The sequence below is a fragment of the Kordiimonas lacus genome (assembly GCF_001550055.1).
GTDB lineage: Bacteria > Pseudomonadota > Alphaproteobacteria > Sphingomonadales > Kordiimonadaceae > Kordiimonas > Kordiimonas lacus.
Genome location: NZ_LRUA01000003.1, coordinates 646,848 through 667,470, shown reverse-complemented (window position 1 = coordinate 667,470; position 20,623 = coordinate 646,848). Strand labels below are relative to the sequence as shown.

Sequence of the window (20,623 nt, the reverse complement as noted above, 5' to 3'; positions counted from 1 at the left end):
TTTCCCGAACAGGTCTAGTTCCCAAACAGAAATGTGAAGGCGTCGGGCAGGCGTTTGTTCCAGGACACCTCGCTGTGGTCATCGCCGGGGGCGTAAACCGTCAGCCAGTTGCTGTCATCATAGCCCAGTTCGGCCATCAGTTCGTCCACCCGTTTCTGCAGCGGCGGATAATGGGCGTCCAGCGTCTGGTCGCCATAGTCAAAGTAAATCTTGTGGCCTTCGGGCTGGGGCAGGGTGGCCCGCATATAGCTGATAAAGGCATCGGTCATCTCTGGGGTTTTGCCTGGATCAAATCCCGGCCAGTGGGTGGACAGGCAGGCCGCCCTGCCAAACACGTCAGGCCGTTCCGCAATCGCATACATGGAAATCAGGCCGCCCATCGAGGACCCCATCACCGCCGTATCCTCAGGGCCGGTCAGGGTTGAGTAGCGGCTGTCGATGAAGGGCTTCAGCTCATCAGCCAGGAAGGCGACATATTCGTCGGCCTTCAGGTCCGGGGCGTCCACGCCATAATAGCCTTCCCGAACGTCCTCTGGTAGCATGTGGTAGGGCTTTTCCGGCAGATAGTCCGCGTGCCGGGTGTCGCCGCCGTTGAACACCCCGACAATGATAAAGTCGCGCACTTTGCCCAAAGCCATCAGTTGGCTGGCCACTTCGTCCACACCCCATTCCTGTTTGTTCCAGGTGACGCTGGCGTCATAGAGCATCTGGCCGTCATGCATGTAAAGCACGGCATATTTCTTGTCCGCCGTGTAGCCTTCCGGCAGCCACACCTGCACGTCCCGGTCGGTCAGATCGGTAGCCTTGAAGTTTTCGAACTTTTCCAGCCGCCCGCTGGATACCTGGGCGCCGCGTTCCGCCCCCGTGGGGCCAGGGCCCCCGCACGCCGCCAGCAAAGCCATGGTGGCCACAAGCGTCAATTTCATCCCTCGCATATCGTCTCCCCCTTTTATTCTTTGGGTTATTCAACGGGTTATTCAGTGGGTTTTTCCATCAAGATCTGGCAGCTCTGGTCGACAGCGCTGTCAATTTTTCCACCCTTGCACATTCTGGCGCTGTCTTGAAGGTTGACAGCGCTGTCAGATTGAGCATAAGGTCCAAGATGGGAAAGGGAATGCCACAGCACGCCGGGAAGGGCGCGTGGCTTTTCATAAGACATTTTATGGACCCGATAGCTTTGTATCCGGGAGGGACTCTTGTTTAGCACAATCGATTTTGCCGTTGTGGCCATCTATGCTGTCACACTGTTTTCTTTGGCCCAGTGGGTGTCGCGCGAACGCGCCGGCCATGACAAAGATGCGTCCGACTATTTCCTCGCGGGCAAGAGCCTGCCTTGGTGGGCCATCGGCGCCTCGCTGATCGCGTCCAACATTTCGGCCGAGCAGATTGTCGGCATGTCCGGCTCTGGTTATGCGCTCGGGCTTGCCATCGCATCCTACGAATGGATGGCGGCGATCACGCTGATCATTGTGGGCAAGTTCCTGCTGCCGGTGTTCCTCAAGCGCGGCATCTATACCATGCCGCAGTTCCTGGAGCAGCGCTACGACCACCGGGTGCGGATGGTCATGGCCTTCTTCTGGATGGGCGTTTATGTGTTCGTGAACCTCACGTCCATCCTGTGGCTTGGCGCGCTGGCGATCAATTCCGTGACCGGCCTGGACCTGACGACCAGCCTTGTGGCGCTGGGTGTGTTCGCGGCGGGCTATTCGCTCTATGGCGGCCTGAAGGCTGTGGCCTTCACCGACATCATCCAGGTGGTGCTTCTGGTGTTTGGTGGCCTGATGATCGCCTACATCATGCTCGATAAAGTATCTGACGGCGCCGGCGTTATCGCAGGCTTCACCATGCTGATGGATCAGGCACCAGAGAAATTCGACATGATCCTGTCCAAGGACAATCCATACTATAACGACCTGCCGGGCATTTCCGTGCTGATCGGCGGCATGTGGATCATGAACATCTCCTACTGGGGCTTCAACCAATATATCATCCAGCGCGCGCTGGCGGCCAAAAGCCTGCAGGAAGCCCAGAAGGGTATCACCTTCGCCGCCTTCCTGAAGCTCTTGATGCCGCTGATTGTGGTGCTGCCCGGCATCGCCATGTATGTGCTGGACCCGGGCCTTGAGAAGCCTGATGCGGCCTACCCGACGGCGATGAAACTGCTGCCAACAGGCCTGTTGGGCCTCGTGTTCGCGGCGCTGATTGCCGCCATCGTGTCGTCCTTGGGCTCCATGACCAACTCCATCTCCACCATCTTCACGATGGATCTCTACCCAAGCTTCGTGAAAGAGGAAAAGCGTAAGGACCCTGTTCTGGTTGGCCGGGTTGTGGCGCTATCCGCCATGGTGTTCGCCATGATCACGGCGCAGCCGCTGCTGGGCAATTTCGATCAGGCGTTCCAGTATATCCAGGAATTCACCGGCTTCTTCACGCCGGGCATCGTGGTGATCTTCCTGATGGGTATTTTCTGGAAGAAGACAACGGCAAACGGCGCGCTCGCTGCGGCGATTGGCTCTGCTGTTTTGTCCGCCATCTTCTTCTTCTTCCTGCCGGAAGTGCCTTTCATCGACCGTGTGGGCATTGTGTTCCTCCTGTGTGTCGGGCTTGCCTTTGCCTTCTCTTCCATGGGCAACGGACACGATCAGGAAAACGCTGTGGATCTGAAGGATATCAGCTTCGCCACCACAAAAGGCTTCAATTTGGCGACCTTTTTGGTTGTGCTCATTCTGGCGGCGCTCTATGGAACATGGTGGTAGGGAAGCTGCCGGCATGGAATTTGAACCAACACTCATGACCGGAGCTACAGCTTAGGATGTTGAAGATGCGGTCAGTTACCATTGATGACGTCGCGAAAGCGGCGGGCGTTTCAATCAAAACCGTTTCACGGGTTGTGAACCGGGAGCCAAACGTACGCGCGGCGACCAAGGAAAAGGTCGAAGCAGCCATCAAGGAACTGAACTACCGGCCAAATCAAAGCGCGCGCGGGCTTGCCTCGCGCCGCTCCTATATGATCGGCCTGGTCTACGACAGCCCCAGCCCCAACTATCTGGCGAACCTGCAGGCAGGCATGATTGAAGCCTGCCGCGAAAGCCATTACGGCATGGCGCTGAACCCTGTGTCTTATCACGCCCCCGACATGGTGGACCAGGTGATGCACTGGGCACGTCAGGCCTTCCTTGACGGCGTGGTGCTGACCCCGCCTTTGACGGACAGCGAACCGCTTCTCGAGGCCCTGAGGGCGCAGGACATTCCTGTGGTGATCCTCTCCTCCAGAAGCACACTCGGCACCCCCGCCGTACTGATCGACGAAGTTGAAGCTGCTTACCAGATGACCCGTCACCTGATTGAGGCCGGCCACAGCCGCGTGGCGCTCGTCAAGGGACATCCGGACCACTATGCCAGCCGCTGCCGGGAGGAAGGTTTCCTCAAGGCCATGAAGGAAGCGGGCCTCGATATCCTCGATGGCTATGTCGCCCAGGGCTATTTCGATTTCGCCTCGGGCCGCAAGGCCGCTGCCGACCTGCTGTCGCTGCCGGTGCCGCCGACAGCGATCTTTGCGTCGAACGATGACATGGCCGCCGCTGCCATCTATGAGGCCCACAGCCGCAAGCTGAATGTGCCGGGCGACCTGGCTGTCGCCGGCTTCGACGATACGCCACTGTCGCGTCAGGTCTGGCCGGGCATGACCACCGTCAGGCAGCCGATCCGCGCCATGGGCCGCCAGGCCGCCGAAGCCCTGATGGACGCCATGACCGCCGAAGGCCGCGAAAAGCTGGCCGAACAGGGCGAAATGGTCATCGATTTCGAGCTGCAGCTTCGGGGTTCCACAGCCCGCTAACCCGCCTATCCATTAATTGAACCTTGCCACAGTCAGCCAAATCATGGTTGGCTGCGCAACCGAATGCATGGCTTTTCGTGCCCTTGCGTTCTGTATCTGAGTCGTGTGGTAAAATTAATCGAATCAATTACTGGACTTATTGGTCTAGTAATTATATGAGAGCTGTCATGCAGGTGTGCTATGCTGCTGCCTGCCATTGGATTCACGCTTCATCAAAAGGTCTGGCCCATGTCTCTTCGTGCTGCCCTCCACCGCCCGTCCGCCTTTGTCACTCTTATCGCTGCGTCGCTATTGCTGGCGTCTTGCGGTGATACCAAAAAGGAAGAGCGCGACCCGCCCGTAAGGGGGCTGAAGGTGTTCGAGGTAACGGAAAGCGCCGCCACCATGACCCGGCGGTACCCATCCGTGGTGCAGCCGGCAGATGAAACGCCGCTGTCGTTTGAAATTTCAGGCCAGCTCGCGGAAGTGACGCTTGAGGTGGGCATACAGGTGGATGCGGGCGATACGCTTCTGACGCTGGACCCAACGACGCTGCAGTATGAATTGCAGCAGGCCCGGGCCGCGATGGAACAGGCCGAAGCGTCCCTGAAGAACGCGCGCACAGATTTCTCCCGCAAGGAAGAACTGCTGAAAAGCGGTAACGTGACCAAGGCGGCTTACGACCAGTCTGAAACCAACCTCAAGAGCGCTGAAGCCGAGGCCGAACAGGCGCGCCAGCAATATGCCATCAGCCAGGAACGCCTCGATAAGGCCGTTCTGAAAGCGCCGTTTGACGGTGTGATCTCCAGTGTCGATGCGAAATCCTTTTCCAACATCTCACCCGGCCAGACGGTGCTGTCGCTCTATAGCGAAAACGCCTTCGAGGTAGAATTCAGCGTGCCTGCCACCGTGATCAACGCGCTCCACACCGGCGACCCGGCCAGGGTGGAAATTACTGATATTCCCAACACCTTCCTGCAGGGCCGGATCAAGGAGCTTGGGTCGCGCGCAGGGCAGGTGTCTGCCTTCCCGGCGGTGGTGTTGATCGAAGAAAACCATCCTGGCCTGAAGGCCGGGATGGCGGCGGAAGTGGCGCTGGATATCGGCCTGCTGATTGGCGAGGAAGGCTTCCTGGTGCCGGTGCATTGTTTTGCGCTTGAGGGCTCGGAAACGCTCCGCCGCGGCGAATCGATCCAGGATCATCAGGGCGGGCAGGCGCAGGTATTTGTGTTTGATCCGGCAACCTCAACCGTTCACACCCGCAACGTGCAGACGGCAGGCGTGCGCGAGAATATGATCATCGTCAGCAGCGGGCTTGAAGCGGGCGATATCATCGCCGCCGCGGGCGTCTCCTACCTGCATGACGGCCAGAAGGTTCGTCTGCTCGGCACTCAAGCAAACTAGGGGGCGGCCATGTCATTCCTGACCAAGTTCGGCCTCACCCGAAGCCGTTTCACCATGCTTCTGATGCTGGCGCTTGTGGCGTCCGGCTTCCTCCTTTATGTGGATTTCTCCAAGCGCGAAGCACCTGAAATCACCATTCGCACCGCGATTGTCGAAGCGCTTTATCCCGGCATGCCGCCCATCCGGGTGGAAAACCTGGTGGCCGAGAGGGTGGAGCGCAAGATCCGTGAAATCGCCGAGGTGAAAGAAATCCGCACGGTGCTGACCACCGGGCGTATGCGCACCTATGTGGACCTCAAGGATGAGGTGACCAACCTTGAACCCATCTGGCAGTCGCTCCGCGACAAGATGACAGATGTCAGCCGGGACCTGCCTGACGGTGCCTATGGGCCGTTCGTGAACACCGAATTCGGTGAGGTCTCTATCGCCTCCATTGCCATGACGGCGGAAGGCTTCAGCTACCGCGAGATGGAAGAAACCGCCAAGGACCTGCAGCGGCGGCTCTATACCGTTGACGGCATCTCCAAGGCGGAACTGTTCGGCGTTCAGGAAGAGCGCATCTGGCTGGAGCTGGACAGCCGCCGCCTGCAGGCCATCGGCGGCCAGATCAATGTGTTGATCGACGACCTGCAGAACCAGAATGTGGTGTTGCCGGCAGGGGAGATCAACGCCGAAGGCTCATCGATCCTCCTCGAATCCACCGGTGATTTCAAAAGTGTAGCTGAAATTGAGAATATGCTGACCCGCGCGCAGGGGTCTGAAGACTTTGTGCGTCTCAAGGACCTTGTCACCGTGCGGCGAGGCTATGAAAGCCCAGCCGACGCGAAGGTCTATTATAATGGCCGCCCGGCGGTCGTGGTGAGCGTGCAGATGCAACCCGGCTACGATATTGGCGACGTGGGCGAACGCCTGCAGGAAACGGTGCAATCATTTGAGGATGGCCTGCCCATCGGGTATGCGCTCAATTTTGCCACCTACCAGCCGGAGGAGGTTGAAAAGACGGTCGTGGGGGCGCTCAGTAACGTTGGGCAAACCTTCGCGGTGGTGCTCCTTGTGGTGCTGCTGTTCCTGGGGCTGCGCTCGGGACTGGTGATTGCTTCCATCGTGCCGTTCGCCATCATGTTCGCGCTTCTGGGCATGAGCGTGCTGGATATCTCACTCGAGCAGGTCTCGATCGCGGCGGTGATCATCTCGCTTGGCCTTCTGGTCGATAACGGCGTGGTGATTGTGGAAGACATTCTGACCCGGGTGGACGCGGGCGCCCGGCGGCGCGACGCCGCGCTTGAGGCGGGCAAACAGTATGCCGTGCCACTACTGGTGTCGTCGCTGACCACCATTTTCGCCTTCACGCCCTTCTTCCTGATCGACGGCGCCAAGGGCGAATATGCCTTCTCGCTCGGCGCCGTGTTGGCGCTGACGCTGATCGGGTCCTGGATTTCGGCCATGTATTTCCTGCCGCTGATTTCCGCCAAGTTCCTGAAGAAACGCACCGAAGGCCCGGAAGGCGAAGCGGTTGAGGTGGATGAGGTGATCCCGGCCTATGCCCGTTTCTATGAAAAGCTGTTGAGCCCCATGCTGCGGGCGTCGGCGCTGGTAATCGTGGCGGTGTATGGCCTCGTGTTCATCATGATGCAGCTGTTTTCCACGCTGCCGAACGAGATGTTCCCGGAAAGCGACCGGTCTGAGGTGCTGATCTATCTGGATATGCCGAAAAGCGCGCACTTTGAAGCCACCGAGCAGATCGCGCTCGCGGTTACCGACTGGATCGCGGATGAGGCCATCAATCCCGAAGTGAAGGACCAGATTGCCTATATCGGGCAGGGCGGGCCACGCTTTTACCTCAGCCTCAACCCGATCAACCCGTCGCCCTCCAAGGCCTTCATTCTGGTGAACGGCAAGACGCCGGAACAGTCGATCGAGTTCGCCGAGCGCGCCAAACGCTATTTCTACGAAAATGTCCCGGACGCCCGCTTCACCATCAAGCGGCTGGCCATGGGGGCCAGCGAAAGCGGCCTGGTGGATATTGAAATCTCGGGACCCGACCATGAGAGGCTCCTGACCCTGGGGCGCGGCGTTGAGGAGATTTTCGCCAAGGTGCCCGGCATCATGCAGAATGAGACCGACTGGGGCGAAAAGCTGGTCAAGATGGTCATCGACGTGGACCAGGACAAGGCCCGTAGGCTTGGCATGTCATCCCAGACGCTGGCCCAGAACCTGAACGCCTATTTCGACGGCTTTGAAGTCTCCACCTACCGCGATGAGGACAGCACGATCCCGATCATGCTCAGAGCGCTTGAAGAAGACCGCGACAGCCTCGAGGACCTGCTGAACATCATCCTGCCCGCCGGCGGCAATGTGGTGCCGCTGGAGCAGACGGCGGTCCTCAGGCCAACGCTGGAATATAGCCAGACCTGGCGCAAGGACCAGGAACGCACCATTACCGTGACCGGCAAAAGCTCCCTGTTCACGGCGGACCACCTGTATGACTATGTCAAAGACGACATCGCCAAGCTCGGTATCACCGGCGACTATAAGATGAAGATCGGCGGCGAGATTGAAGAAAGCCAGGAAATCTATGGTGACCTGGGCGCCGGCCTGCCATTCGCGGGCCTTCTGATGGTGCTGGCGGTGATGTTCCAGTTCAACAGCCTGCGTCGCACCGCCATCATTTTCATGAGCGTGCCTCTGGTGCTGGTGGGCGTACCTGTTGGGCTGATGGTGCTGGGCCAGCCCATTTCCTTCTTCGCCATGCTCGGGCTGATCAGCCTGGCGGGTATCGTGATCAACAACTCCATCGTGCTGGTGGACCAGATTGATATCGAACGCGCTGACAAGGGCCTGATAGATGCCATCACCAAGGCGGCGGGCATGCGGCTCAGGCCCATCCTGCTCACAAGCATCACGACCGTGATCGGCCTTGTGCCCTTGTATCTGTTCGGTGGCCCTTTGTGGGAGCCGCTGGCGGCGGTGATGATGTTCGGGCTGGCATTCGCGTCTGTCCTGACGCTCTTCTTCGTGCCAGCAGCCTACTTCCTGCTGTTCCGCAAGGAAGCATAAAGGTTTCCAGTCAGCCGCCTGGCCTGAATCGGCGGCTGATTGGTCCTATGTTCTGCAGCCTAATTTCGGGCCGCAGATCAACAGTTTGTAATAAAATTTGCTAAACTGGTCCTGTTTGGGACATTTTATGACGTGACTTTGTGGCGATTTCTGCTACAAAGGCGCCAATTGACAGCGGTGTCAAAACTTCAAAGATGAGGATTTCAGTATGTTTGATCATCCATCCAAGGGCAAAGGCGAAGCAAGACGGGAACACCTTTCGGCGGCGTTCGATATTGCCGACGCGCTGATGGAGGGACGTCAAACACTCGAGGATCTGTCGGCAGACCTGGCGGCGCGCGGCAAGCCCTGTCTGGATGATCGGCTGTCGCGACTTGCGCGCCAATGGTCGGCGGTGCCGATGAAGGACAATCTGGCGCGCCTGGCTGCGCTGGTGGAAAAAATCGCGACGAACGCAGACGGCAGCCGCAAACCGTTTGATGAGTTCCAAGCGCTGGTGGAAGACGAGGTGGCAGGCTTCGTGGTGACCGCTCACCCGACCTTCTCCTTGTCTGACACGGCCTGGACCTACGCCAAGGCCTATATGGGCGCGGTTGCGGACGGCGAGCAGGCGGTGCAGACCGCCACAGCCAACCTGGATGTGGGCACGGTGCATCCAACCACGTCACCGACGCTCCATCAGGAGCTGGATTACGCCGGCCTTGCGGTTGGCAACATGCGCCGGTCTGTGCGCACGCTGTACCGTGTGATCTTCACCGAAGCCGCCAAGCTGTATCCGGATGAATACCGGTCCTTGCGCCCGCGCCTTGCCACCATTGCAAGCTGGGTGGGCTTTGACCTTGACGGCCGGACAGATATTGATTGGTCCTTGGGCCTCCTGTTCCGCTACCGCTCGGCGCTGGCGGGCCTGGATGCCTGCCTTGGCCAAACCAGCGGTGTCAGGTTCGAGGGCGAGGCGGTCGAGCACTGGACAACCATCCGCGCGGGCTTTGAAGACCTGCGCGCCTGTTTCGAGCTCGGGGCCCGCACGCTTGAAGAACACCAGAACAGCGTTGACGGCAGCAGCAAAGGCCTGGGCAAGCTGAACCAACTGGCGGTCGAGAACCAGTCTCGCAAGGAAGCAGCGGTTGAGCGCATTGGTACGGCGTTTGAAGCGCTTCTCGCCCTTGAGCTTGAAGACGACGCCTGGTGTGGGGCCGCGACGCTCTACAGCGAATGGCGCGCCATCGGCATGGGCCTGTCGCACATCCATTTCCGGCTTAATGCAGCCCAGCTCCATAACGCCATCTCGGCGGAAATCCAGCTGACCAAATCGCCGGACCAGTCGGCCATGCGTCGCCACTTCCTGGCCGCGATTTCGGAAAAGCTGCATCAGGTCGAAACCAAGACAATCCATTATGGCACCCTGTCGCGCGAACAAACCACGGCGCGGCGCGTGTTCATGCTGGCCGCCCAGTTCCAGAAGCACTTTGATGCCACCACGCCCATCCGCATGCTGGTGGCGGAATCCGATACGCCCTTCACGCTGCTGACCGCGCTATATTATGCCAAGCTGTTTGGCGTTGAAGACCATGTGGAGATTTCCCCGCTGTTCGAGACTGCCGTAGGCCTTGAGCGCGGTGACCGGGTGATTGCCGAACTGGTCGACAACCCCCACTTCCTGGCCTACATCCGCAAGCAGGGCCGCTTCTGCCTGCAGCTCGGCTTCTCGGACAGTGGCCGCTATATCGGCCAGCCGGCTGCGACGCTGGCGATCGAGCGCTTCAAACTGCGCCTGATCCGGCTCTGGAAAGCGCGCGGGCTTGAAGACGTGCAGCTCTTGTTCTTTGATACCCACGGCGAAAGCGTGGGCCGGGGCGCCTTTCCCGAAAGCCTGAAGAAGCGCTTCCTCTATACCCACCCACCACGGGTGCGCCAGCAGCTGGCCACTTTGGGTCGGCCTGAAAAGCATGAGGTCAGCTTCCAGGGCGGGGAGGGGTATCTCTGGTTCCTGGCGGAAGAAACGGCGCTTGCGTCCCTGACCGACTTCCTTGAGGTGCGTTTCACGGACTATGACGCCAGCAATGACAAATTCTATGACGAAAAGGGCTGGTCGCTGGATTTCTTCCTGACGCTGGTGGAGTACCAGAACCACCTGACGGACCATAAAGGTTATGTGCGCCTGATCGACAGCATCGGCCGCAGCCTCTTGTTCCCGACCGGGTCACGGTCGCTCAGGCGCCAGGGTGGCGGGGCTGTGCACCAGCGGCTTGACCGCATCAGCCAGATCCGCGCCATCCCAAACAATGCGGTCCTGCAGCAGCTGGGCTATCTGGCCAACAGCTGTGGCGGTTTCGGCACTGCCATCGCGCGCTCGCCAGACCTGTTTGAAGCCATTCACAGCCAGTCGGACCGGCTGAAGATGGTCACCAGCCTGGCGGTCAATGCGCTGGCGCGCTCGGACGTGGGCGTGATTGAAGCTTATGCAAAGCTCCTCAGCCCGGGCTATTGGCTTGACCGCGCCGACGAGGTTTCCGATGTCGGCCGCCGCGAACAGCTCCGCCGCCTGTCGCGGCTTCTCGAGGGCCTGTTTGAAAGCGACAGCGTTGACGCCTGCATCCGCAAGCTCCGCCGCGACGCCGGCACCCTGACAGACTGCGTGCAGGACGAGGGCGTGATGGCCGCGTTCGATAGCGCATCCCCGGACGCGGAACTGTTTGAGCTGCACCAAATCAGGATCGGCCTCATTCAGTATATCTTCCTCAAGGCCATGGAAATCCCGCGCTTCAGCAGCCGGTTCGATGTGTCGCTTGAGGATGTGCTTGTGGAACTGCTCCATCTTGAGGTGGACGATACGGTCACGCAGCTCAGGAAGATCTTCCCGGAATCGCCAGTGAGGAACGATGACGAGCAGTTCGGCGAAGAGACGACCTATGAAGGCAGTGCATCATCGGGCTATGAGGACGCGCACCGGAATATCTTCGACAAGATCGAGCAAGCCTACGCCCAGGTGCTGGAAATCAGCGGCCTGATCGCGCTAAAGGCCGGCGCGTTCGGTTAGAAAATCTCGTCATGCCGGGGCTTGACCCCGGCATCTCTATCCAATTTATCCTGAGAAAGATACCGGGGTCCATGCCCCGGTATGACATCTGGGGCTAGGCCGTCGAGGGGCGCTCGATCAGCTCGGGTACGAACTCGGCTGTTGTGGTTTGCACTTCGCCTTCCGCCAACGCCTGCGGGCGCATCTCGGCAATCAGCAGCATCATGGCCTGGCGGGCGATCTCGCCAATCGACTGGGCGGCGGTTGTCAGCGGCGGGCGGCTGTGCTGGCTGAAGGGACTGTTCTCGAACCCCGCGATGGCCACATCGCCTGGCACCGTGAGGCCGGATGTCTTGACGGCTGCCAGCGCGCCAGCCGCGATTTCATCGTTACAGCCGAAGATGGCGCTGGGGCGGTCGCTGCGTTCCATCAGTTTGGTCGCGCGCTCGAACCCACTGTCGAACGAATAGGCGCCGGGTAGCACCAGGCTGTCGTCGACGCTGATGCCGTGGGCCTTCAGGGCTTCCTTGAATCCGGCGCGACGTTCGGGGGTGGAAAGGTGTTCCTCTTCGCCCGACAGGAAAGCAATCCGCGTGTGGCCATGGTCGATCAGATGCTCGGCCACGCTTCTGGCCGCTGCGCGGTCATTGACATACACGCAGGGTGCCTTGCCTTTGGGCGGCTCGGAGGCAGAGATGATGCGCACGAAATGGATGCCGTGTTCCGCGAGTGCATTTGTGATGGCTTCATTTTCCGACACCGGCGGCGCGATCACGAGCCCTGCCAGCCGGGAATTGTTCACCAAGTCGCACAGTTCCTGCACGATGCCGTCATGGGCGGCGTCGCACGGGTGAATCTGCAGGCTGTAGCCCATTTCGCGGCAGGCCTTCAGCACGCCTTCCTGCACATCCACCACATAGTAGGGGTTCGGGTTATCATAAACGAGCCCGATGGCGTATGACTTGTTGCCGCGCAGGTTCCGGGCCGACATGTCCGGCTGATATTTCAGGTCGTCGATCACAGCCCGCACTTTCTTGCGGGTGGCTTCCTTCACTGTGGGCTCATTATTGATGACGCGCGAGACGGTCTTCAGCGATACCCCAGCAACGCGGGCAACATCTTTGATCGTGGCCTTGGACAAAACGCAGCCTTTTCTTCCCTAAGGGGCATTCCATCTGCCCGAATTTCAAAAGGGCATCTGGTGCCCGATTCTCCCCCGGTTTGATCCGGAATGCTTGTAAAATTCGTTATGACCCGGCCTGACTGAATAGTCAACGTTGTCATGTTGACCAGAAGGTCAGGAATCCGGGATTCCGAGAGGATTCAATCAGTTAATAATGATAACGATGTCAGAAAAATGACAACGTGAACATTTTTTTATAAAAAGCTATGGACAACGTTGTCATTTTATATCATGAAAAGATGGCTCTGTGAGGCCTTCCCGGGGAAGCGAGCTTGTCTCCTTCCCCACCCCTTCCGGGGAGTGAGGTGGCCTGAGCAGAAGATGAATTGGGGGTCGTAGGTCGTTTTTGGTGTTTTTCGACCGGACCCGATGAGCCTGGGGAGGGTATGTGTTTGAGTATTGGTTTAAATATATCCGCTGCGCGGGACCGGAGGCTGGGCATGGTTGAACAGGCCCCCGTTGTCGCCGCGGATATCGGTGGCACCCACTCCAGGCTCAGCTTAATTGCACGGGCTGACCGCACGGCGCGCCCGCTGACGGTGCGCAAGTACCATAAGTATCGCAACGCCGACTATCCCGACCTGGATGCGATCCTGGACGATTTCCTGTCCGGTATGAACGCGAAAGAAATTTCCGGCGCATCGATTGCCAGCTGTGGCTATTTCATCGGCGACGACCTGATCGCCGCCAATATGCCCTGGCGCGTGTCGCTGGCGGATGTGCGCAAGAAACTGGGTCTTGCTGAGGTCTGCGCCATCAATGATTTTGTCGCCGTGGCTTACGGCACCCAGTATCTGAACCCTGCTGATGTGCTGGTGCTGAACCGCCGCGCGGTGCGCCCCGAGCGCGGCGCCGTGGCCGTGATCGGCCCGGGCACCGGCCTTGGGGCTTCGGTTCTGATCCAGGGGCCGGCGAGCCCCGCGGCACTGAATACGGAAGCCGGCCAGGCCTCCTTCGCGCCAGAGACAGACCTTGAGATTGAGATCTACAAGGCGCTCCGCGCCAAGCTCGGTTTTGTGTCGGTGGAGCATGTGCTGTCGGGCCCCGGGCTTCTGAACCTTTATCAGGCGCTGGCGACGGTCTCTGGCCGCGCGGCGGTGCTGACCACGCCTGAAGCCATTTCGGAGGCCGCGCTTGGCGGCAAAGACAAGGATGCCGCTGAGACGCTGGCGCTCTTTTGTGAGCTGCTTGGCAGTGCCGCAGGCAATTTTGCGCTCAGCTACGGCGCGCGCGGCGGCCTGTATCTCGCGGGCGGCATCCTGCCGAAAATCAGAGAATTTTTGATCGAAAGCCGGTTCATGGACCGCTTCACGGCAAAGGGCGACATGCGCCCTTTTCTGGAGGCGATCCCCGTGAACCTGATCGAACACGGTCAGCTTGGCGTCATTGGCGCGGCTGGCTGGTACATGGATTCGCTTAGTTGCTCATCATAAGCCATGAAAAACGAAAGAGGGCACTGATGCGAAGGGAGATAAAGAAGGCCAAAAACAGGGCGGCTGTGATTGCAGCGCCAGCGGCCGCTCAAAGGTTGGGAACCAGGAGGAAAAAATGAGTTTCACCAAACGTACGCTTTACCGCTCGGTAAGTGCGATTGCTCTGGCAAGTGTCGCCATGGCTGCGCAGGCTCAGGAGAGCCAGGACAGCGGGATGGAAGAATTCGAAGAGATCACCATCACGGGTATCCGTGGTGCTCTGCGCCAAAGTCTTGAGACCAAGCGCGCCAGCTATGCCATCGTGGATGCGATCTCTGCGGAAGATATCGGTAAGTTCCCGGACAAGAACGTGGCAGAATCCCTGCAGCGTATTTCCGGTGTCACCATCCAGCGCCAGTTCGGCGAAGGCCAGGGTGTGGCCATCCGCGGCGCCAGCCAGAATATGACACTGACCACGCTCAACGGCCAGAATGTGGCTTCCACCGGTTGGTTCGTGTTCGAGCCAGCACGCCGCAGCTTCAACTATTCGCTGCTGCCGTCTGAGCTTGTGGGCAACATCGAAGTTTATAAATCGTCGCAGGCTGACCTGAATGAAGGCGGCGTTGGCGGTACCGTTGTGATCAACACCCGCAAGCCGCTTGAGATGGACGACCTGTCGATCTATGCATCGGCTGAAGGCGCCCACACCAACGACAGCGGCGAGATTGACCCGCAGCTTTCCGGCCTCGTGAGCTGGAAGAACGAACGTGGCAATTTCGGCGTGCTGATGTCTGCCGTTTACCAGCGCCGCCAGATGCAGCGCCAGGGTAACGAAGCATTCTGGGAATGGGGCGCAGGCCCGGTTGCGTTCGAGCAGGACCGCAAGCGTCGTGCCTTCAACACCACCGTGCAGTTCGAGCCAACAGACGCCCTGACGCTGACCGCCAACTGGGTGGACATGCAGATGAAAGCAGACAACACCAACTATGCCCTGTGGCTGACCCAAGGCAACACGTCCTGGTCTGGTGTTGATGTGCCGGAAAACTGCCTGCAGAATGCAACACCTGTGTGCGGCCCGCTTGGCGTGGCCTACTATCAGGCGCGTCCCCGTGAAGCGACCATGAAATCCCGCGTGTATGATTTCGATGCTGAGTATCGTGGCGACGGCTATCAGGTGGATTTCCAGATCGGCAAGACGACGTCTTCCGGCGGCACGGACTTCGAGATGGTTCTCGAGGACGGCACGGGCGGCACAGCCATTCCTGGCGGCACCTACGATTTCACAGGCGGCAACCAGACATGGGATACGGCGTCGTTCGACATCACATCCTATGATCCCGGTTCCCTGGTGATGGGTACAGGTTCGGCCTTCAACAAGACGCCGAAGACCGACGAAGAGTTTTATGCGCAAGCCGACGTCGAATATGACGTGGATCTGGGCCTGATCAAGTCGATCAAGACCGGCCTTCGCTATGCCGACCACAACACCACCAGCCGTCAGTATATCTTCAACCAGGAAGCTGGTTTCGATCCGCGCATTTCCACAAGCGGCCTGAATGCGGGCCTGATTGATGTGGGTGCGGGCGACTATCAGATCCTGCGTATCGACGCTGATGCGGTGAAGGATTGGGCCAAGGCCAGCATCACCGGTGAAGCAACCGAGATTCTGGGTGCCTACAGCGAAATCGACGAAAAGAACACGGCCGCCTACGTTATGGCCACGTTCGAAGGCGACGGCTTCCGCGGTAACGCCGGTGTACGCTATGTGCACACCAGCGCCACCAGCACCTACTATCTGAACAACCAGCTGACGTCCACGAACGCCAAATATTCCCAGTTCCTGCCAAGCTTCAACGTGGCGATGGACCTGAAGGAAGATCTGGTTCTGCGGGCTTCTGCTGCACGGGTGATGACACGCCCACAATATGTGGACATGTATGTGAACCCGAACGTTGTCGGCGCGAATGACGACCTGCCGGACAACCAGTTCTGGATTGTTGGTAATGTGGGCCTGAAGCCTTTCATCTCCGACCAGTTCGATGTGTCGCTCGAGTATTACTTCGCTGAGGGTTCAATCCTGTCCGCAGGCTTCTTCCTCAAGGACGTGAAGAACTTCGTGTCGAACACCGAATATTCTGCAACAACGGCCGAAATTGGCTTCCCGGGCACGATGCGCGATACAGAGGTTCCGTTCGGCTGGACTGTTCAGGAAAAGATCAACGGCAAGTCGGCCAATATCAAGGGCTTCGAGCTGCAGTATCAGCAAGAGTTCGCGAACGGCTTTGGTACAGTACTGAACTATACCTACACCGACAGTGCCGCTGATGACGCCGATACCTTTACTGATGGCCAGGAAGTTCTCTCCGACGCGTCCAAGCACAGCTTCAACGCAACCGGCTACTATGAGAATGAAGACTTCCGGGCGCGCCTTTCCTACAACTACCGCAGCAAATATATGCTGCGTGAGACAGGCGCATACGGCAACCGTCTGCACAAGGCTTATGGCTCGCTGGACTTCAGCGCATCCTACTATGTCACCAGCCAGATTTCGGTGAATGTGGATGTGATCAATATCCTGGAGAAAAGCGCCAAGCAGTTCGGCAACAACGCAACGCCGACAGCCAACAGTGGCTTCACCGGTGGTTTCCCGCTCTATGAGTATGAAATGCCGCGCCGCATCCTGGTTGGTGTGAGCTTCAAATACTAAGGCTCGGAAAAAAGATTAGGGAAGGGGAGCAAGACTCCCCTTTTCCTGCAAATGCGATATAAGGAGCCGAACCTTTTATTGCATTTTAATTGTGGAGCGTAACCCGTGACCAATCTTGTAGCCCTGAATGTCGAGCAGCACGCCGACCTTAAAGTTAACGACAATATCGGTTTCGACCATGTCGCCAACCAGCATGTTGTGCCTGTTGTTGCGCACGAATTCGTTCAGGTTTCCACTGACGTGCCTGTTGTGTTTGTCAAGCATGCCGAGACCGGCCAGTTCCAGTCTGTGGCCATGCTGGGCCTGCAGCCAGGCGAAAACCTGCTGGTGAAAGACGGCAAGTGGCTGGGCATGTATATTCCGGGTATCGTGGCAACCTTCCCGTTCCGTCTGATGCCGACGCAGCATGACGAAACCCAGCTGATGCTGGCGCTGGATACAGATGCCAAGCAGGTTGGCAGTGAAGGCCAGGCCCTGTTCCTTGACGGCAAGGAAACCGATTATCTGACGAACCGCAAAGAGGCCATCACAGCCTATTTCGAGCACAGCCAGATCACCCAGGGCTTGATCCAGCTGATCGCTGAGCTGGACCTCCTGGTGGAGCGTAACCTGACGGTTGAAGTGAACGGCCAGCAGATCAACCTCAACGGCATTTATGTGATCGACGAGAAGAAGCTCAATGAGCTTGACGATGAAAAATCCCTCGACCTGAAGAAGCGTGGCGTCCTGCACGTGATTTACGCGCATCTGATTTCCATCAATCAGATCCGCCGGCTTGGCAAGCTCAAGAGCGAACTGGGCGAAAGCGAGGCGTAATGGCAGCAGGTGGCGGGCATGATACATTAATCAAACATGTGCTGGTCGTCGGCGGGGGAACCGCTGGCTGGCTGGCCGCCTGTCATCTGGCTAAAGCTTTAAGGTCTGCGGACGCTACGGGCGTCCGCGTGACCCTGGTGGAATCGGCTGATATTCCCACCATCGGTGTGGGCGAGGGCACTGTCCCTGCCATCCGAAAAAGTCTTCAGCATCTGGGCATCGATGAGGCGGATTTCATCCGCGAATGTGACGCCACTTTCAAGCAAAGCATCAAATTTGTCGACTGGCTGCACGCCCCGAACGGGACCAGCCATGCCTACCATCATGTGTTCGACTATCCGGCCAACAATGGGCTCGATCTGACGCCCTACTGGCTGATGGGCGGCGCGGGCAACGCATCCTTCGTGGATGCCGTGTCGGTGCAGGGGCAGGTGTGTGACGCGGGGCTCGGGCCCAAGGTGATGACCAACCGCCAGTATGAGGGGCTGACGAGCTACGCCTATCATCTGGACGCCGCCAAGCTTGCTGCCTTCCTGACCGGACATGCGACCTCAAAGCTCGGTGTTGAGCATAAACTGGCGAATGTCACGGACGTGGTGTTGGCCGAGGACGGATCGATCAAGGCGGTCACAACGGACGCGTTCGGCGACTTGGAAGCCGACCTGTTTGTGGACTGTACGGGCTTCTCGTCGCTTCTTCTGGGGCAGAAGATGGGGGTCGGGTTCATAGACAAGCGCGATACGCTGTTTGTCGACCACGCGGTGGCGGCGCAGGTGCCGTACACCAGCGCTGACGCGCCCATTCCGTGCCACACGATCTCGACCGCCAGGGAAGCCGGCTGGATCTGGGATATCGGCCTCACCGAGCGCCGCGGCACCGGCTATGTCTATGCCGCCGACTATACAGATCATGACCGCGCCGAAGCGGTGCTGCGGGACTATCTGCGCGAAAGCATCGGTGACGCGGCCGATGAGGTGGCCACCCGCCGCATCCCCATGCGCATCGGCTACCGCGAAAAATTCTGGGAAAAAAACTGTGTCGCCATCGGCATGAGCCAGGGCTTTGTCGAACCACTGGAGGCCACGGGCCTTTTGGTGTTTGACGCCACGGCGCGCATGCTGGCCGACCAGTTCCCGCCTACGCAAGCCGCCATGCCCTTGTTGGCCAAGCGCTTCAATGACCGGGTCCGCAACGCCTGGGACCGGGTGATCGACTTCATCAAGCTGCATTATTGCCTGTCGAAGCGGGATGACACCGCTTTCTGGCGCGATAACCGCGATGAAGCCAAGCTGCCGGAAGGCCTCAGGGAAAATCTGGCACTGTGGCGCACCCAGCCGCCGACCGTCTACGACTTCCCCAACAAGTTCGACGTGTTCGGGATCGAGAATTATCTTTATGTGCTCTACGGCATGGGGTTTGAAACCGACATGGCCCCGCTGGAGCACCGCTATACGGATACCGTCCTTGCGCGCGAGGACTTTGGCTATGTGCGCCAGATGGCAGACCAGATGACGGGCCAGCTGCTGCCGCACCGCACGCTGATTGACCGCATCAAGCAGTATGGCATCCAGAAGGTGTAGGCATGGAATCTGATACCAGAAAATCGATATTGGTTGCGGGTGGCGGGTCTGCCGGCTGGATGACGGCGCTTTACCTGAACCGGCTGTTTAACCACGCGGAAAAGACGGTCGATATCACCGTGGTGGAAAGCCCCGACATCGGCATCATCGGCGTAGGGGAAGCCACGGTCCACAGCGTGCGTTTCTTCTTTGCCGCTATGGGGCTGGATGAAGCCGAACTGATGCGCGAGACCAACGCGACGCTGAAGCTGGGCATAATGTTCAGGGGCTGGATGAAGCCGGTGGACGGCGAGATGCACCAGTATTTTCACCCGTTCGAGCACCAGCGGCTGGGGCGCGTGCTGGATATTTCCAGTATGTGGTTCCTCTCGGGCCGCGCGGCGACTGAGCGTTATGACGAAGGCGTGTGCCTGTCTGCCGAAATGATCAAACGTGGGCACGGGCCCAAGGGGCCAAACACCCCCGCCTATCAGGGCGTGGTGCCCTATGGCTACCATCTTGATGCGACGCTTCTGGCGCGCTTCCTGCGCAAAAAGGCAGTTGAGGCGGGCGTGGTGCATGTGGAAGCCACCATCGACGATATCGATGTGGCGGGCGAGACGATCACCGCGATCCATACCAACACCGGCCAGAGCTTCAGTGCCGACTGGTATATCGACTGCACGGGTTTCCGGGGCCTGCTGATTGACAAGGTGGCGCCTGATAATTGGGACAGCTTCGAGGACGCCCTGCCGTGTAACCGCGCGGTCGCGCTACAGCGGGAGCTCGCGCCCGGCGAAGCCCCGAACCCCTATACGGTTGCAACGGCGCTGAAGAACGGCTGGGCCTGGCAGATTGACCTGACGAACCGGCAGGGCACGGGCTACGTTTATGACGGCAACCGCATGACCGCGGATGAGGCCGAAGCGGAGCTGCGAGATTTCCTGGGGCCACAGTCACGCGTGCTCAAATCCACGCACCTGAAGATGCGTATCGGCTGCCGTAAGCGCTTCTGGGTCGGCAATGTGATCGCGACTGGTCTCGCGGGCGGCTTTATCGAGCCGCTGGAGTCCACCGGCCTGCATCTCATTAACCTGGCGGCGGGACTGATGGGCACGCACTTGGCCGGCACCGCGCCAACGGACGACAGCCGCGAGAGCTTCAACCGGCTGATGCGCGGCTTCTACCAGGACCTGAAGCAATTCATCGTGCTGCATTATTGCCTGACGAACCGCGACGACACAGCTTTCTGGCGCGCGGCGCCCCAGACGGTGGAGCATACCCCGTGGCTGAAGGCGCAGCTTGAGGTATGGAAGCACAAGGTCTGTGAATATCACGACCTGGCGGGGGCTTTCTCCACCACCTTCACGGACGAGAATTACCGCTACATCCTATACGGCATGCAGCATACGCCCACCCTTGGCCTCGTGGCCGATGGGGCAGAGAGCGACCGCATGTTCAGCCAGCTCCGCCAGATGCAGGAGAACGCCTGTGCGCTCACGATGACGCACGCGGACTATCTGGCAAAGCTGAACGGTACAGCGGAACAGAATTTGGAGGCGAAAGCCTCCGCATGAATGGCAGCGAACCCGGGCTCGGTTATCTCCCGTCCGGGTTCACTATCCATGACAGTCCTTCGGGACTGGTTA

12 protein-coding genes are annotated in these 20,623 nt (G+C 59.1%); 10 read left to right on the top strand and 2 right to left on the bottom strand.

Translation table 11 applies throughout. From position 1 onward, the window contains the following. Window positions 1-14 precede the first annotated feature (14 nt). Complete coding sequence (locus KORLAC_RS06430) at window positions 15-935, bottom strand: alpha/beta hydrolase (protein ID WP_082714534.1); 921 nt, start codon at window positions 933-935, stop codon at window positions 15-17. Between the two features lie 261 nt (window positions 936-1,196). Between KORLAC_RS06430 and KORLAC_RS06420 the strand changes: the two genes are divergently transcribed. From KORLAC_RS06420 to KORLAC_RS06400, 5 genes are all read left to right on the top strand, one after another. After that, on the top strand, window positions 1,197-2,756 hold the full coding sequence (locus tag KORLAC_RS06420) for a sodium/sugar symporter (RefSeq protein ID WP_068304534.1): 1,560 nt from the start codon (window positions 1,197-1,199) through the stop codon (window positions 2,754-2,756). 65 nt (window positions 2,757-2,821) lie between these two features. Further along, window positions 2,822-3,838, top strand: coding sequence for a LacI family DNA-binding transcriptional regulator (locus tag KORLAC_RS06415; protein ID WP_068304532.1), 1,017 nt, complete (start codon window positions 2,822-2,824; stop codon window positions 3,836-3,838). 228 nt (window positions 3,839-4,066) lie between these two features. After that, window positions 4,067-5,221: an efflux RND transporter periplasmic adaptor subunit gene (locus KORLAC_RS06410; RefSeq protein WP_160328605.1), complete on the top strand. Its 1,155-nt coding sequence runs from the start codon at window positions 4,067-4,069 to the stop codon at window positions 5,219-5,221. Window positions 5,222-5,230: 9 nt separating this feature from the next. After that, on the top strand, window positions 5,231-8,278 hold the full coding sequence (locus tag KORLAC_RS06405; protein WP_068304529.1) for an efflux RND transporter permease subunit: 3,048 nt from the start codon (window positions 5,231-5,233) through the stop codon (window positions 8,276-8,278). Between the two features lie 208 nt (window positions 8,279-8,486). Continuing rightward, window positions 8,487-11,318: a phosphoenolpyruvate carboxylase gene (locus KORLAC_RS06400; RefSeq protein ID WP_068304527.1), complete on the top strand. Its 2,832-nt coding sequence runs from the start codon at window positions 8,487-8,489 to the stop codon at window positions 11,316-11,318. Window positions 11,319-11,412: 94 nt separating this feature from the next. Here the strand turns inward: KORLAC_RS06400 and KORLAC_RS06395 are convergent, their stop codons facing one another. Further along, a complete protein-coding gene (locus KORLAC_RS06395) occupies window positions 11,413-12,438 on the bottom strand; it encodes a LacI family DNA-binding transcriptional regulator (protein ID WP_068304525.1) in 1,026 nt (341 codons plus the stop codon). 482 nt (window positions 12,439-12,920) lie between these two features. Between KORLAC_RS06395 and glk the strand changes: the two genes are divergently transcribed. The 5 genes from glk to KORLAC_RS06370 all read left to right on the top strand — a co-directional run bounded on the left by glk (window position 12,921) and on the right by KORLAC_RS06370 (window position 20,551). Then, the gene (glk, locus tag KORLAC_RS06390) at window positions 12,921-13,913 is read left to right on the top strand and encodes a glucokinase (protein WP_068304523.1); all 993 of its coding nucleotides are present in this window, start codon (window positions 12,921-12,923) and stop codon (window positions 13,911-13,913) included. A gap of 115 nt (window positions 13,914-14,028) precedes the next feature. Beyond that, complete coding sequence (locus KORLAC_RS06385) at window positions 14,029-16,599, top strand: TonB-dependent receptor (RefSeq protein WP_068304521.1); 2,571 nt, start codon at window positions 14,029-14,031, stop codon at window positions 16,597-16,599. A 105-nt stretch (window positions 16,600-16,704) separates the two neighbouring features. Continuing rightward, the gene (locus KORLAC_RS06380; protein WP_068304519.1) at window positions 16,705-17,415 is read left to right on the top strand and encodes a SapC family protein; all 711 of its coding nucleotides are present in this window, start codon (window positions 16,705-16,707) and stop codon (window positions 17,413-17,415) included. Continuing rightward, window positions 17,415-18,995 (top strand): tryptophan halogenase family protein, encoded by a 1,581-nt coding sequence (locus KORLAC_RS06375; protein WP_068304517.1) that lies wholly within the window; start codon window positions 17,415-17,417, stop codon window positions 18,993-18,995. Before KORLAC_RS06380 ends, KORLAC_RS06375 begins: the two co-directional genes overlap by 1 nt. A 2-nt stretch (window positions 18,996-18,997) precedes the next feature. Continuing rightward, complete coding sequence (locus KORLAC_RS06370; RefSeq protein WP_068304515.1) at window positions 18,998-20,551, top strand: tryptophan halogenase family protein; 1,554 nt, start codon at window positions 18,998-19,000, stop codon at window positions 20,549-20,551. Window positions 20,552-20,623 lie beyond the last annotated feature (72 nt).

Coding starts and splice junctions, on each gene's coding strand:
- KORLAC_RS06430 (WP_082714534.1), bottom strand. CDS start 935: ATGCGAGGGATGAAATTGACGCTTGTGGCCACCATGGCTTTGCTGGCG.
- KORLAC_RS06415 (WP_068304532.1), top strand. CDS start 2,822: ATGCGGTCAGTTACCATTGATGACGTCGCGAAAGCGGCGGGCGTTTCA.
- KORLAC_RS06410 (WP_160328605.1), top strand. CDS start 4,067: ATGTCTCTTCGTGCTGCCCTCCACCGCCCGTCCGCCTTTGTCACTCTT.
- KORLAC_RS06405 (WP_068304529.1), top strand. CDS start 5,231: ATGTCATTCCTGACCAAGTTCGGCCTCACCCGAAGCCGTTTCACCATG.
- KORLAC_RS06400 (WP_068304527.1), top strand. CDS start 8,487: ATGTTTGATCATCCATCCAAGGGCAAAGGCGAAGCAAGACGGGAACAC.
- glk (WP_068304523.1), top strand. CDS start 12,921: ATGGTTGAACAGGCCCCCGTTGTCGCCGCGGATATCGGTGGCACCCAC.
- KORLAC_RS06385 (WP_068304521.1), top strand. CDS start 14,029: ATGAGTTTCACCAAACGTACGCTTTACCGCTCGGTAAGTGCGATTGCT.
- KORLAC_RS06375 (WP_068304517.1), top strand. CDS start 17,415: ATGGCAGCAGGTGGCGGGCATGATACATTAATCAAACATGTGCTGGTC.
- KORLAC_RS06370 (WP_068304515.1), top strand. CDS start 18,998: ATGGAATCTGATACCAGAAAATCGATATTGGTTGCGGGTGGCGGGTCT.